Annotated in this window: 15 protein-coding genes; 6 read left to right on the top strand and 9 right to left on the bottom strand. The window is 48.5% G+C overall.

Annotation, left to right across the window (positions count from 1 at the left end):
* Nucleotides 1–37: 37 nt before the first annotated feature.
* The 3 genes from ilvM to ilvC all read right to left on the bottom strand — a co-directional run bounded on the left by ilvM (nt 38) and on the right by ilvC (nt 3842).
* Nucleotides 38–295: an acetolactate synthase 2 small subunit gene (gene ilvM / locus PY479_RS12905; protein WP_212595200.1), complete on the bottom strand. Its 258-nt coding sequence runs from the start codon at nt 293–295 to the stop codon at nt 38–40.
* The gene (ilvG, locus tag PY479_RS12900) at nt 292–1965 is read right to left on the bottom strand and encodes an acetolactate synthase 2 catalytic subunit (RefSeq protein WP_275484024.1); all 1674 of its coding nucleotides are present in this window, start codon (nt 1963–1965) and stop codon (nt 292–294) included. The genes ilvM and ilvG overlap by 4 nt, the downstream gene beginning before the upstream one ends.
* 395 nt (nt 1966–2360) lie before the next feature.
* The gene (gene ilvC, locus PY479_RS12895; protein WP_275484023.1) at nt 2361–3842 is read right to left on the bottom strand and encodes a ketol-acid reductoisomerase; all 1482 of its coding nucleotides are present in this window, start codon (nt 3840–3842) and stop codon (nt 2361–2363) included.
* A 164-nt stretch (nt 3843–4006) separates the two neighbouring features.
* Here ilvC and ilvY point away from each other — a divergent pair, with 164 nt between their 5' ends.
* Complete coding sequence (gene ilvY, locus PY479_RS12890) at nt 4007–4879, top strand: HTH-type transcriptional activator IlvY (RefSeq protein ID WP_212595197.1); 873 nt, start codon at nt 4007–4009, stop codon at nt 4877–4879.
* Here the strand turns inward: ilvY and PY479_RS12885 are convergent, their stop codons facing one another.
* Both PY479_RS12885 and PY479_RS12880 read right to left on the bottom strand, forming a co-directional pair.
* A complete protein-coding gene (locus PY479_RS12885) occupies nt 4880–6214 on the bottom strand; it encodes a hemolysin family protein (protein WP_275484022.1) in 1335 nt (444 codons plus the stop codon).
* Between the two features lie 306 nt (nt 6215–6520).
* Nucleotides 6521–6760 carry a hypothetical protein gene (locus tag PY479_RS12880; RefSeq protein WP_212595195.1) on the bottom strand — a complete coding sequence of 80 codons (240 nt, stop codon included), beginning with the start codon at nt 6758–6760 and terminating at the stop codon, nt 6521–6523.
* Nucleotides 6761–6983: 223 nt separating this feature from the next.
* Between PY479_RS12880 and PY479_RS12875 the strand changes: the two genes are divergently transcribed.
* Nucleotides 6984–8507 carry a YifB family Mg chelatase-like AAA ATPase gene (locus PY479_RS12875; protein ID WP_275484021.1) on the top strand — a complete coding sequence of 508 codons (1524 nt, stop codon included), beginning with the start codon at nt 6984–6986 and terminating at the stop codon, nt 8505–8507.
* 14 nt (nt 8508–8521) lie between these two features.
* On the opposite strand, the gene udp is transcribed toward PY479_RS12875, so the two are convergent.
* Nucleotides 8522–9280: a uridine phosphorylase gene (gene udp, locus PY479_RS12870; RefSeq protein WP_275484020.1), complete on the bottom strand. Its 759-nt coding sequence runs from the start codon at nt 9278–9280 to the stop codon at nt 8522–8524.
* Nucleotides 9281–9617: 337 nt separating this feature from the next.
* Between udp and PY479_RS12865 the strand changes: the two genes are divergently transcribed.
* Nucleotides 9618–9842: a DUF465 domain-containing protein gene (locus tag PY479_RS12865; protein WP_275484019.1), complete on the top strand. Its 225-nt coding sequence runs from the start codon at nt 9618–9620 to the stop codon at nt 9840–9842.
* 54 nt (nt 9843–9896) lie between these two features.
* Here the strand turns inward: PY479_RS12865 and PY479_RS12860 are convergent, their stop codons facing one another.
* Nucleotides 9897–11072 carry a type III PLP-dependent enzyme gene (locus tag PY479_RS12860; RefSeq protein ID WP_212595191.1) on the bottom strand — a complete coding sequence of 392 codons (1176 nt, stop codon included), beginning with the start codon at nt 11070–11072 and terminating at the stop codon, nt 9897–9899.
* Between the two features lie 359 nt (nt 11073–11431).
* Between PY479_RS12860 and ygiD the strand changes: the two genes are divergently transcribed.
* Nucleotides 11432–12226, top strand: coding sequence for a 4,5-DOPA dioxygenase extradiol (gene ygiD / locus PY479_RS12855; RefSeq protein WP_275484018.1), 795 nt, complete (start codon nt 11432–11434; stop codon nt 12224–12226).
* Here ygiD and PY479_RS12850 read toward each other — a convergent pair whose 3' ends face one another.
* A complete protein-coding gene (locus PY479_RS12850; protein ID WP_275484017.1) occupies nt 12227–12733 on the bottom strand; it encodes a hypothetical protein in 507 nt (168 codons plus the stop codon). It abuts the gene before it with no gap.
* A 135-nt stretch (nt 12734–12868) separates the two neighbouring features.
* On the opposite strand from PY479_RS12850, the gene PY479_RS12845 reads away from it, so the two are divergent.
* Together PY479_RS12845 and PY479_RS12840 are read left to right on the top strand one after the other, a co-directional pair.
* Nucleotides 12869–13702, top strand: coding sequence for a mechanosensitive ion channel family protein (locus PY479_RS12845; protein ID WP_212595189.1), 834 nt, complete (start codon nt 12869–12871; stop codon nt 13700–13702).
* A 176-nt stretch (nt 13703–13878) separates the two neighbouring features.
* Nucleotides 13879–14127 carry a hypothetical protein gene (locus PY479_RS12840; protein WP_212595188.1) on the top strand — a complete coding sequence of 83 codons (249 nt, stop codon included), beginning with the start codon at nt 13879–13881 and terminating at the stop codon, nt 14125–14127.
* 64 nt (nt 14128–14191) lie between these two features.
* Here PY479_RS12840 and PY479_RS12835 read toward each other — a convergent pair whose 3' ends face one another.
* Entirely contained in the window at nt 14192–14647 is a 456-nt protein-coding gene (locus PY479_RS12835; RefSeq protein ID WP_275484016.1) for a GNAT family N-acetyltransferase, read from the bottom strand.
* Nucleotides 14648–14862 lie beyond the last annotated feature (215 nt).

Here is a 14862-nt window from a genome sequence, read left to right as displayed (position 1 = left end):
TCCTTTGTTTAATTCTGGTAAAAATTAATGTGCTGTTTTAACCGTTGATAGTGCTGGCCAATGGTTGGCTGCTTTGCACTTCACACGCGGTAACATCCATCAGCTTCACGAGCTGACGGCTTAATAATTCGATGGCGCGTTCGCTTGCTACTGTCATATCCAATAACAAGTGTTTATCGTCCTGTTCCGACATATGCATTTCACAGACCCGAAAGCCGCGATGACGAGTCACTCGTAATACCCGTTCCAATACTTCCGGACGTTGTTCCAAGGTCAATATCAGATGATAGATCATTCCTGCACCTCCACTTCTTCAATCATGTCACTGTTGGAGGCGCCCGGTGGCACCAATGGCCAAACATTGAACTTATCGTCTATCTGCACATGTAACAGGAATGGGCCTTTGGTAGTCAGCATCTCTTCAAGTGCAGCGCTGACTTCTGTAGCTTTGCTAATACTGCGTCCAGGAATATTGAAGGCGGATGCGAGGGTCAGAAAATCGGGGTTATCGGAAAGGTCGGTCTCGCTGTAACGCTCTTCAAAAAATAGCTGTTGCCACTGTTTCACCATACCGAGTTTCTGGTTATCCAGTAACACAATTTTCAGTGGCAGCCGGCGGCGTTTGATTGTGGTCAGTTCCTGCACATTCATCATAAAAGAACCATCTCCGCTAACAGCTACCACGGTCGCCCCCGGACGTGCTACCTGTGCGCCCACCGCCGCCGGCAAGCCGAACCCCATCGTTCCAAAGCCGGCACTGGATAAGTGATCTTCCGGGCGACGGAACCACATATGTTGTGCCACCCACATCTGATGCTGGCCAACATCACAACTCACGACACTGTCTTCCGGCAAGTTATCCGCTAACTGCTTTAACAATGCGGGTGCATAAATCTGCTCGCCCGGCCGGTCATAACGCCAGGCATACTGTAACTTCAATGCGGCAACTTGCTGTTGCCAGGATGAGATATCTTGAGTCAAGGTTAACGCTGGCAACACGTCACAAAGATCATCACCAATGGCGACGTCAGGTTGCCGTAATTTGCCTTGTTCTGCTGCATCGATATCCAGATGGATCACTTTGGCGTTTGCTGCGAATGTATCCAGCTTGCCGGTGACCCGGTCATCAAAACGGGCACCCACCACCAGCAATAAGTCGGCTTGCTGAACAGCGTGATTTGCAGCCTGGTTGCCGTGCATTCCTAACATACCCAGATAGCCAGAGGCGTCATGAGGAACTGCCCCAAGCCCTTTTAAGGTAGCCACCGATGGAATACCAGTTCGTTGGATCAACTCTCGAAGCTGTTCGACGGCGCCAGCCATACCGACACCACCACCGACATACAACATCGGCTGCTTTGCTTGGGCTAGCAGGGTATTGGCCGCATCAATCGCAGCGAGATCTAATGACTGTTCAACCGGCACCGCTTGCAGCGGAGTTTTGTACTCCAGTGCAGCCAACTGAATGTCTTTGGGAATATCTACCAGTACCGGGCCTGGACGGCCAGACGCAGCAATTTCAAAAGCACGATAGAGTGTGGGGACCAACTCTTCAGACGAAGTCACCATAAAACTGTGTTTGGTACAGGAAAGGCTCATTCCTAACACGTCCATTTCCTGAAATGCATCGGTACCGATGACTGGAGTGGCGACCTGACCGGTAATGGCCACCAGCGGGATGGAATCCATCATGGCATCTGCTAGTGCCGTAAACAGGTTGGTAGCTCCCGGACCTGACGTCGCAAAGCAGACACCGGTTTTGCCACTGGAACGGGCATAGCCCACAGCGGCAAAACCGGCGCCCTGCTCATGGCGACTGAGAAGGTGCTCGACCTGACTGCCATACAAGGCATCATAAATAGGCATGATTGCCCCGCCGGGATAGCCGAATACTGTGGTGACTCCATGGGCAGCTAACACCTTGATGACTGCCTGACTACCACTGATTGTTTGCCCTTGTTCCATCGCTATTGTTACCTGCTGTTACCTGAACACGCCATAAAAACGAAAAAACCCCCGGTCCTTGCGGAGCGGGGGTTCGACTGCGACCAGTTGGTCTAACTTCGTGCCGAGCGCCACCCCCGCTGTGATCCAATAATAATCACTACGGTAATAATCACGAGGAGGAGCTTGGCGCTGAAGTTAATCATCTTTGGTGACAGTTTCCTGTTACTATCAAATTCCGTTGTTCTTTGCCGTTTAGCATTTTGACTCTCGGCGAACAGTTATTAAGCAATACCACAAAGGCTTTGCGAAACACAACAATTAATTTCCGGTAATTGATTTTTTGTGGTCAGCGACCATTCACCTGTTCTCATGCAAAAAGGGTTTCCGCTAACGGAAACCCTTCGGTTTGAACATTAAGATTCCAAATTGATACGTTTCATTTCAGTCATATAGCCACGCAATTCTTCACCGATATACTCAACATCGGTATTGCGGATAGCAGCGTTGACTTCAATTAGACGCATATTGTCTACTGCGTTGTCATCACCTTTCAGACCACCACCAACCCACTGTGGATCCAGGCTGTTAACGTAACGACGTAACAGTGGCAGTGCCGCATGGTTGAACAAATAGCAACCATATTCGGCGGTATCAGAAATCACCACGTTCATTTCATACAGACGCTTACGAGCGATGGTGTTAGCAATCAGCGGAGTTTCGTGCAATGACTCGTAGTAAGCTGATTCATCGATGATGCCTGAAGAAACCATGGTATCGAAGGCCAGTTCAACCCCCGCTTTGATCATCGCAATCAGGAAAATACCTTTGTCGAAATAGGTCTGTTCTTCAATGAATTCATCGCATTCTGGTGCCTGTTCGAAACCAGTAGCATTAGTTTCTTCACGCCACTTCAGCAGGTTAGCATCACCATTGGCCCAGTCTTCCATCATCACACGAGAGAACTCGCCGCTGATAATGTCATCCATATGTTTTTGGAACAGCGGAGTGAGCATGGTTTTCAGCTCTTCCGAAATTTCATAAGCCTTGATCTTTGCAGGGTTAGACAGACGGTCCATCATGTTAGTGATACCGCCGTGTTTCAGCGCTTCAGTGATCACCTCATACCCTTTCTGGATCAGTTTCGCGGCATATCCTGGCTCGATGCCGTCATCCAGCATTTTTTCGTAACCCAGAATTGCACCGGTCTGCAGCATACCGCAGAGGATGGTCTGCTCGCCCATCAGGTCAGATTTCACTTCCGCGATGAAAGAAGACTGCAACACCCCGGCACGGTCGCCACCCGTCGCACTGGCATAGGCTTTCGCGATTTCTAAACCGTCACCGTTAGGATCATTTTCTGGGTGTACGGCAATCAGGGTGGGGACACCGAATCCACGCTTATATTCTTCACGAACTTCTGTGCCTGGGCACTTAGGTGCAACCATTACCACTGTGATATCTGGACGAACTTTCATGCCTTCTTCCACGATGTTGAAACCGTGAGAATAAGACAATACAGAACCTTGCTTCATCATTGGCATAATGGCATTAACGACTTTGCTATGCTGTTTGTCTGGCGTCAGGTTCAGCACCATGTCAGCCTCTGGGATCAGCTCGTCAAAAGTGCCAACTTTAAAGCCGTTTTCACTCGCGCGCTTGAATGATGCACGTTTTTCAGCAATCGCTTCTGGGCGCAGGGCATAAGAAATTTTCAACCCTGAGTCACGCATGTTCAACCCTTGGTTAAGACCCTGGGCACCGCAACCGAGAATGACAATGTTCCAGTCCTTAATATATTCACAGCCGTTAACAAATTCACTGCGATCCATAAAACGACACTGGCCCAGTTGTGCTAACTGCTCACGCAGACTCAGTGTATTGAAATAATTTGCCATCTTGGTCACCTGTATTCATAAAATCCTGAGGCACTACTCCCCCCAAGGGAGCAGTAATGGTGTTCACTATAGCTCAGGATGATGATTGCTTGAAATGATATATTTGGCATACTACGTTGCAGATTTTGCAATATTTTGCATAAAAAAACATCGGAGCCAGATTGGTGGATATTCGCATTTTAAAAGTCTATCTCGACCTGTGTGACACGCTGCATTTTGGCCGCACCGCCGCCAACATGCATATAAGTCCGTCAGCACTCAGCCGCACACTACAACGGTTGGAACAGGACGTTGGCAATAAGCTGCTGGAACGAGATAATCGCAGCGTGGCTTTGACGCATGCGGGCAAAGCTTTCCGTCGATTTGCCGAAGAAACCTTAGGACAGTGGCAGACGCTGAAACGAGAGTTAGACACAGAACAGCATCTGCTGCGAGGAACGTTGCAACTCTACTGCTCGGTCACTGCAGCCTATAGCCACTTACCCGCCCTGCTTGATCGGTTTCGCCGGGTGCAGCCCTTGGTCGATATCAGCCTAACCACCGGTGACGCAGCAGATGCGATTAAAAAGGTCCAGAGTCAGCAAACCGATATTGCCATTGCCGCGTTGCAAGATGATTTCACCGATAAGTTGCACTTTGCCCCGATCGGCAAAGTAACACTGTCAGTCATTGCCCCGGCGGTTCACTGTCAGGTACATACCTTGGTCAATCAGTCGCCAATCCCGTGGGAAAAGTTACCTTATATCGTGCCCGATCATGGCCCCGGCAGACTGCGCATGGAACGTTGGTTTAAGGCCATGAATATCAACGCTAATATCTATGCGCAAGTAAGAGGACATGAAGCCATCGTGCCGATGGTGGCCTTAGGATGTGGAGTCAGCATCACTCCGAATGTGGTCGTCAACAATAGTCCGATGATGGATCGTATTCAGGTACTACAGTCACCACAGCCCATTTCACCCTTTGAACTGGGCTGTTGTTGCAAACAGAAACGTCTCAATGATCCGTTGATTAACGCATTTCTGGCCGTGATCTAACTAGTGGGGTGGATCGATTTTTTCTTTGAGTGCTATTTCCGGATCAACGGGCGTCAGGCGGGTCACTAACAACTGATCCACTTTGTAGGAATCGATATCCACTACCTCAAATTTATAGCCAGCAAAATTCACCGAGTCGGTACGTTTCGGGATCTTTCGCAGCATATACATCATGAAACCGGCGACAGTTTCATAGTTCTGACTTTGCGGAAACTCTTCAATCTCAAATGCGCGCATGATATCCGTGATAGGGGTGACACCATCCACCAACCAGGAGTTAGCGTCACGAGCCACAATCTGTTCTTCACTTTCATGCAGCGACCAGGCTCCCATCACCGCACTTTGCAGATCGTTAGAGGTCACCATCCCCACGACCAAGGCGTATTCGTTCATCACTACGGCAAAATCTGCACGTTGCTGGCGGAAATACTCCATCGCTTCAGACAGACTCAAGGTATCCGGCACTATCACACAAGTGCGTACCAGAGAGGGATCCAGCAAATCAATCTTGCGACCGCTAATGACCCTGACCAACAGCTCTTTTGCGTCAACATAGCCTTTGATGTTATCCAGCTGACCATCGCACACTAAAAACTTACTATAAGGATGGCTACCAATTTTAGCCTTTATCTCTTCTTCACTGTCCTGCAGCCGGAAATACACCAAGCTTTCACGGGCGGTCATGGCCGATGTAACACTGACGGATTGCATTTCGAACACATTCTCGATCATCTGCTGTTCGTCTTTATCCAGCACCCCGGCTTCAGCGCCAGCATCCATAATGGCGTAAATATCATCAGATGTGATTTCATCGTTGCGCGCAGTGGGAATACGCAGACCGCGGAATACAAAATTAGCTAAGCCATTAAAGAACCACACAAAGGGTCGTAATAATTTAATGCAGACCACCATTGGACCGACCAATACGACGGCAACCTTTTCAGGAACAGCCATCGCCACCCGTTTGGGCATTAAATCGGCCAGCAGAATAAACAGACTGGTCACCATCACAAATGACAACAGAAAACTCACTTTACTGAGCCAAGGTTCAGGTAACAGTGATGCCAATATTGACGAAAAATAGGGAGTAAACGCTGACTCACCGACAATACCGCCCATGATCGCCACCGCATTTAAGCCGATCTGCACCACCGTAAAAAAACTTCCTGGAGTGGTTTGCAATGTCAGCACTTTTTCAGCACGGACATCGCCCTCTTCAATCATCTGCCGTAACCGCATTTTCCGCGAGGCGGCCAAAGCAATTTCAGACATCGAGAAAAAGCAACTGATGGCGATCAGACACAACACCACAACCATATTTTCAAATACACTCATAACGCACCTAAGGCACTGACATATCAGCGCAATACCAAGCATTGCGCGACAAACTATTGGGATAAAACATTAGATTGCTGCTACAGCAGCGTCGGTCATGCACAGTGCTGATGCCGACAATGGGGACACTCCAGGAAGATAACCGCCTATATTATAACCGATTTTTAAACACTATGGCAGCCACCCACAGTGAAAAAGGAGATTAACACCCGCTGATGAATCGGGTATTACACCAACAATGGGGAAAGAATTTTTATAGGAATTTACCGCTGCCACCGCAACTAACGGCCGCAGCGGTACATAAAATTATTGAAATTTTTGCAAGGATTCAACTCGCTGATAGCCCATTTCATTGAGCTGATCATTGACGCAGTCCAACAGGTAATCCTGCAGCTCTGCTTTAGTGACTTCATCTTCAGTCGCCATTTGGTGGCACACTTGCACTAACTCTTTAATATCGGCCACTGATGCTTGTGGTAATGGATCTTCATCTGCCACTACAGAGGCTGTTACCAACATTGCCGCTAGCAGCGCCAACGCTTTCATCTTAACTCTCCTTGCAAAGTTTTATCGGTGCCGGGCACACCGCCGGCACGTTAAATCGCGCACAATCTAGCACTAACCCTCAGGCTTTGATAACGAATTTTTTTTACTGTTTCCGTGACAAAATTTATCCGAATTTGTTACCTGAGGATCACAATAATTCAGCGCTTGATTTACTGCTAAACTCATTAACTAACAGGATGTTTTAACCACACAAGGATTTGTCATGGCCATTGCCAAAGTTGCCACTCGCGCCGCGGTAGGTGTCGAAGCGCCCCAAGTATGGGTAGAAGCCCATATCTCTAACGGTTTGCCCGCGTTCAATCTGGTGGGATTACCCGAAGCGTCTGTTAAAGAAGCGCGAGAGCGAGTGCGTAGTGCGTTAATTAATGCCGGGTTCGAATTCCCGCAGCGACGTATCACGATTAATCTTGCGCCCGCTGATTTGCCCAAGCAAGGTGGCCGCTATGACTTACCTATCGCGATTGGCATTCTTGCCGCTTCCGAGCAACTACCACTACAAGCATTGGAAGATCATGAATTTATCGGGGAGTTGGCGTTATCAGGTGAGATCCGTGAATGCCCCGGAATGCTGCCGGTCATTGTTGCCGCGCGCCGAAAAGCGATGAAACTGGTAATACCGCAGGGCAACCGCAGTGAAGCTGAATTAGTGGGTTATGCCGAGATTCAGTTAGCGCAACACCTGCAACACGTTGCGGCTTACCTGCATGGGCAAATGCAATTACCGGGGATCACCCGCGAGATGCTGTGGCAGGATACGGTTTCATGCCACCATGAGCACTCCTGTCTCAGCGATGTCATTGGGCAGTATCAGGCCAAACAAGCGCTGGAAATTGCCGCCGCGGGTGGCCATAACCTACTAATGTTAGGACCACCGGGAACCGGCAAAACCATGTTGGCAAGCCGCATTATTTCTTTGTTACCCCCCCTTAATTATGAAGAAGCACTGGAAGTGGCAGCACTGCACTCGGTGGCAGGAATGACAATGGATACGACGCAATTTTATCAGCGACCATTTCGGGCACCACATCATACCAGCTCGGCGATTTCTTTAGTCGGCGGCGGCAGTGTACCCCGGCCAGGTGAGATTTCACTGGCACATCATGGCGTGCTGTTTTTGGATGAGGTCGCTGAATTTCCAAGGCGAGTGTTGGATTGCTTACGAGAACCGATGGAAACTGGCGAAGTCGTTATCTCTCGTGCTGCAGCTAAACTCACTTTTGCTGCACGGTTTCAGCTGATTGCCGCGATGAATCCAAGTCCTTGCGGCGATACCGGCACTGACAGCCGCGCCACACCAGATCAAATTCGTCGTTACTTATCACGTTTATCGGGTCCCTTTATCGATCGCTTTGATCTGACCATAGAGGTGCCGAAATTGCCGGCGGGGACGCTGACGGCCCCCAAAGCAGAAGGCGAAACCAGTGCCAATATCGCTGCGCGTGTGCGTACAGCGCGGGAAGTTCAACTCAGCCGTGCCGGAGTTCTTAACTGCCAGTTAGGGAGTAAGGCGCTCAAACAAGCAGGCTTTAAATCAGCAGATTTAGTATTTCTGGAACAGAGCGTTACCAAGTTAGGATTGTCGGTCCGCAGTTTTCATCGGTTACAACGGGTGGCCAGAACGATAGCGGACTTACAGCAATCTAGCACCGTCGAGCGGCGTCACATTGCCCAGGCACTAGGTTACCGGGCAATGGACCGCCTGCTGACAGGATTGCGGGCACAATAGCCCAAAGAATGTCATTACGCCAACAACTTACGGGCGGCCTCGACCACAATCGAGATTGCTCTCTGTTCAGTTCCTTGCATCACCGCAGCATCCGGGATCTCTTGCTGTGTACGATTCACAATCACCCCGGCAACACACGCCGCTCGCCAGCCCTGACTGGCACACATAGTAAACAGTGTGGCGGACTCCATCTCATAGTTGAGTACGCCCAATGCCTGCCAATGCTTCAGCGAACCTTCAAAGCGCGGGGTCACTCGTCCAGAGACCGTGTCATAGCGCTCCTGTCCAGGATAAAAAGTATCAGATGAGGCGGTAATTCCCACATGCGGCTCAACCCCCTGCTCACGACAAGCGGCCACCATCGCAGCAGTACAGGCAAAATCCGCCACCGCTGGATACTCCATCGGCGCAAAATGCAGACTCGCACCGTCCAACCGGACTGAAGCTTGGGACACAATGATATCGCCAACCTTAACGTGAGGCTGAATTGCACCCGTAGTGCCGATTCGCAAGAAAGTACGGATGCCTAATTGCGCTAATTCTTCTACCGCAATAGAGGTTGATGGGCCGCCAATACCGGTAGAGCAGATGACAATTGGCTTACCATCAAGATTTGCCAGATAAGAGGTAAATTCACGATGGCTGGCAAGAAACTCCGCGTCATCCAGCAATGCGGCAATCCGCTTTACCCGTTCTGGATCTCCCGGAACAATTGCTAATGTTGCCCCACGCAACATGGTTTTGGTCAGTCCTAAATGGAACACATCGGCCATATAAACCTCTTATCGTCTTTTGTAATGCCAATGATCCCGGAATCCGCTTCCGGGGAAACCGACAAGGTTACCGCGAAGCATACTATCGGTGCAACGCATCACGCGTTCTGACCGGAGACAATAACAAAACACATTACCTTGGGTATCAGAGGGCTTACTTGTTAATCCAGTTGCAGAGATGCGGCTAATGCATCATCAATACGATGATGACACTTTACTGAAAAACTTGGGAATAGACGCTACTATTAACACTTGTCGCTCAGACAAGTTAACTAGGATAAATCAGTACATTTACTAAAAGTATTTATTACAAGTCAATGTGTTAAGGAGTGTGCCCATGTTTACGGAATACGGTGCGTTGGTAGTAGAACTCAAAAATTCTAATGTTCAATTCCAAAAACTCTGCGAAGAACATGATCAACTCGATAAAGAGATTAAGAAAATTGAACGCTACCCATCCAGCGAATTTTCTCAAGATGTCAAAGCGATGAAAAAACGTAAACTTGAGCTGAAACAGCAGTTATTCAACATATTGAAATGTCAGCCAGAATTCAAACATTGAACAAACAGAAGGGCGCCAATTAGGCGCCCTTCTGTTTGCTACTAGAGTTGCCAGTTACAGGTAATAGGCCTGTAATGGAGGGAATCCGTTAAAGCACACTGCAGAATAAGTGGTGGTGTAAGCACCAGTAGTCAGCCAGTACATACGGTCACCAATAGCCAAATCGCCAGGCAAACCATACGCATATTGCTCATACATGATATCAGCACTGTCACAGGTCGGGCCGGCAATCACACAGCGCTCCAACGGGCCTTTGGCATCGGTGTAGATCGGGAATTTAATCGCTTCATCCATGGTTTCAATCAACCCGGAAAACTTACCCACATCGGTAAACACCCAGCGTTCCAGCGCCGTATGAGATTTACGGCTGATCAACACCACTTCTGAAACCAAAACCCCGGCATTAGAGATCAATGACCGTCCAGGTTCCAGAATGATACGTGGGAAGTTGTCACCAAAATCCTCTTTGAGGAAGTAAGTGATCTGCTCGGCATACATTCCCAGAGTATTGGTTTTATCAATGTAATTCGCAGGGAAGCCACCGCCCATGTTTACCATTTTCAGTTCGATGCCGTGATCATCCTTGAGGCGCTGAAACAGCACACTTACTTTGCCAATCGCGGCATCCCAGGCACCGATATCACGCTGCTGAGAGCCTACATGGAATGAGATACCGTAAGGTTCTAATCCAAGGTCACGGGCCAGCACCAGCAGTTCGTACGCCATTTCATTCTGGCAGCCAAATTTGCGCGACAATGGCCAGTCAGCAGTTTCTGTGCCTTCGGTCAAAATACGCACATATACTCGTGAACCCGGGGCTTCTTCAGCGATCATTCGCAGATCTGGCTCTGAATCAGAGGCAAACATGCGTACACCGCGCTGGTAAAATTCCCGTACATCCTGACGTTTCTTAATGGTATTGCCATAACTGATGCGATCCGGCGTGACACCCAGCTCCATCACCATGTTCAGTTCATAAATTGAGGCAATGTCAAAATTTGCGCCCTTGTCACGCAGCAGCGACAGGATCTCCTTCGCTGGATTAGCTTTAACTGCATAAAACACATCGGCATAGGGGAAACTTTCCACCATGTCGTTGTATTGTTTGGCAATGATATTGGTATCAATCACCACAAATGGCGTCGGCTTGGTGTCCGCAAATGCTTTTATCTTGCTAAAGGTTTCACTGTCATAGTAATCAGCAACGTTAATAGCATGGAACTGGCTCATTGGCCCCGGATCTCCTAATCAGGCTGTCGGCAACATTGCCGGTACAGGTTGAAAAACGTGCGAAGTAGACGATATTTTTCCTTTGGATGCAACGAATTTTTATGCCACAGACGCAATTTTTTATTCGATTTTGTTTTCATCCTGTTAAATATGATTTTAGTGATTAAAAATCAATATGTTATACATGGCTTGTGGGGGGTGTTTTGATGCACTTTTTCTTTCTATTAATTAGTATATAAACGTCATTTTTCTGCGATTATTTTCGATAAAAATAAAGTGTAGGCTTTATAACCATAGCTATTGGACGCAAGTGGTTGTTACCGCTGCGATATCTTGCTTAAAAACGCATTGGAGTCACGATGTCTGAACCTCAAAGTGCAGTCAGTTCGCGGATGCCAGCAATCTTTGTTGGTCATGGCAGTCCGATGAATGCCATTGAAGAAACGGCGTACACGCGCCAGTGGCAGCAGTGGGGCCAACAATTACCGGTGCCGAAAGCTATACTCGTCGTTTCTGCACATTGGTTGACCTATGGCACAGCCATTACCGGTGCCGCAAAACCTGAAACCATACACGATTTTGGTGGATTTCCAGCACAACTATATGCGCAACAATACCCTGCGCCAGGTGACCCACAATTGGCTCATCAGTTGGCCAAAATGATGGGTGCCAATGTTATTGTGGACGATACGCGGGGCTTAGATCATGGTGTCTGGTCGGTATTAATGCATATGTATCCACAGGCGGAGATCCCGGTATTACAACTTAGTATCGATCCTAGGCTGACACCCCAGCAGCAGTACGCCGTGGGGCGGAAGTTACGACCATTAAGAGATCAGGGGATTCTGATTGTGGCATCCGGCAATGTGGTACATAACCTACGGGTTATGCGCTTTGACGGCCCAGCGTACCCATGGGCGCAAGAGTTTACCGATATGATAACCACCAAACTGCAAAGCCATGATGATGCAGCGGTATTGGATTATGAAAATCTAGTATCACCACAAGTGGCACAGATGTGTCATCCGACAGATGACCATCTGCAACCACTGTTTTACCTGCTAGGCACGGGTTATGACGATGAGCCACGTCAACTGTTTGATAACAGCATTGATTTACGCGCCATCGCCATGCTCAGCATACAGCTTGGTTGATCATTTAGCGGCAGTGGGTAATTCAAGCCCACTGCTTTGCAACGCCTGTTTCAACGCCTCCGCACTGTCGAAGTAGCGAATTTGAGTGATCTTCAATTGCTCCAGATTAATTAATGCTGCAGTGTCATCCGCGACGGGGAACAGTTTGGTCGGTTGCCCCTCACGGTCTAACGCCACCGGAAAACTAAAATCTTTCATTTTAGGGATGGCGACTAACCGCGCTATCAGTGATGGCATACCGCTAATATCGGCAATATATAACAGACCAATATGTTGCATCTGTTCTGTGGTCACGCCTGACAGTGCTTCACGAGCAATTTTGCCGCCGGCCATTGAGCGCGTGAAAACCAGCAGTTTGTCACCGGCATTTAAAGACTGAGGCGCATCGAACTGGTCTTGTAATGTTACTGGTTGCAGCGTATCGCCAACGGCGTATTCAGACGCCTGCGCCGACTGCAGCGTAAACAGCATCAGGCACATCATCAGCAATGTTGCGGGAATTTTCATGATCGTCCTTTTTAATTCGTTGTATAGTTGGCGCAATGTCGCGATAGTCATCATGACAATCGAACACATTACCACCATGCGCTAACGATACCACAACAACTCCGTGCCATGACATGCTGATTTAAGGAGAAAACGATGGCTGACTCCGGTTTGGGTTCTGAGCTGGCTCAGATACAACAGGTCTATGATGTTATTACCGAATATTTAGTGAAATACAGCTTCCAGATACTCGGTGCCCTGATTATCTTTTTGCTGGGGCTGTGGCTCGCAGGAAAAGCCTCCACTATGGTGGAGAAGCAACTGCAAAAGCACAATATTGATGTCACCCTGAGCACGTTTGTGACCCATCTGGTGCGATTACTCGTCATTATCATGGTGGGGATTATTGCACTGGGAAAACTAGGGATCAGCGTTACGCCAATGGTCGCAGCTATCGGTGCGGCATCTCTGGGCGCCGGTCTTGCTGTGCAAGGCATGTTATCCAACTATGCCGCAGGCATTACCATCATTGTGTCCAGACCATTCGTGGTGGGAAATACTATCAGTATTAACAACATCACCGGTCAGGTAAAAGATATCAAACTCGGTATGACCTTCCTCACCAACGAAGAGGGGGAGCTTATCAGCATTCCCAATAAACATATTCTTGGGGAAGTACTGCATAACTCTTTTGCCAATAAGTTGGTGGAACTGCATTTCAATATCGATTACCAAACCGATCCGACTAAGGTGATTGAATTGATTAACGGCATACTGGAAAGCCATCCGCAAGTGGATAAACAATGCCCATTACAGGTTGGGATTAACGGGTTTAACAGTACAGGTCTGGATATTGGTGTGCGCTACTGGATCCCAACTGCCAGTTATTTCCAGGATAAATACCAGGTCAATTTGCAGCTATGGCAAGCGTTGGTCGATGCCGGGATCTCTATCCCACGTCCGGCCCAACAACTATATATTCATCAATAACTGATGGATCGACACTGCATATAGATGTGATCTGACGCAGATTATCGCTCATAAAAGCGACACCATGTGACACAAAATTGTCTTATGTCAAAAATTTAACCCTGGTTACTTTGTATTGTTCAGCTGCCAATGCCACAGCAGTGACGTGGTACAACTAACGGTCGAAGAATCGAATCATGGTCCAAACACTAGAACAATATCAAGAAAGGCGACGGACCGCCATTTCACGCGATACTTTTTGGGATGCAATGACGCCAGAGCAAAAAATGGCATACTATCGGCTTCAGGGATACGGTTATCGCCTGCTGTTTGTAAGGCAGATGTATTCCGGCCCACTGGCAATCGTTGCGCAGCATTCCCAGTTAGCGACAATTAATTGGCAAGGAGACATTGATCTGCAACCTGAGGTCAAGTTACGTGCTTAGGTAGGACCCCCTGCCAATAAAAAAGGCGTGCTTTGCACGCTTTTTTTATTGGCGTTGCCATGACCTAAGTAGCGTTCGGCAGCAACATCTCTAAATGTGGAATACCATCCTCAAGATACACTGCAGAAACCGCCTGAAATCCTAACGCTGCATAAAACTGTCGTAAATAATCCTGGGCACCAATCCGAATAGCACTTTGAGGCCACTGTTGCCGACAAGCCTCGATTGCCTGTTGCATCAGCGCATGAGCCAAACCTCTTCCTCTGGCACAGGGTGCTACCAACACGCGACCAATACTGCACTCGTCATAACTACAACCTGGTGGCAATAAGCGCGCATAGGCCACCAGCTCCCCATTATCGTAACCTATTAGATGCAGAGCACCTTGATGGCGATCTTTATCATCTAATTCCGGGTATGGGCACTGCTGCTCCACCACAAACACATCCACACGCAGTTTCAACACGGTATAGAGCGTATTTGTGTCCAAGTCAGCAAACGAATAACGCTGCCAATACATGAGCTGCCCCCTGAATTCCAAAAAGCGGATTACATCATAGAATCTATTGACTAGGAAGCTGAGGTCCACAAAGTGGATTGCGGTATAAATTTGGCTCCGGGAGCCGGTGCGGTTGTCGATAAGACCTGTAAAGGTGGCCGGGAAGCGCTTCGAAATAACCTGCACCGGCCAATAACCGTCTTAACGTCCAGTTATTGCTCCGGATACCAAAAGAG

This window comes from Shewanella sp. A32, from assembly GCF_029167175.1.
Classification (GTDB): domain Bacteria; phylum Pseudomonadota; class Gammaproteobacteria; order Enterobacterales; family Shewanellaceae; genus Shewanella; species Shewanella yunxiaonensis.
The sequence above is the reverse complement of the archived record's forward strand: the minus strand, read 5'-3'. Positions and strand labels throughout refer to the sequence as shown.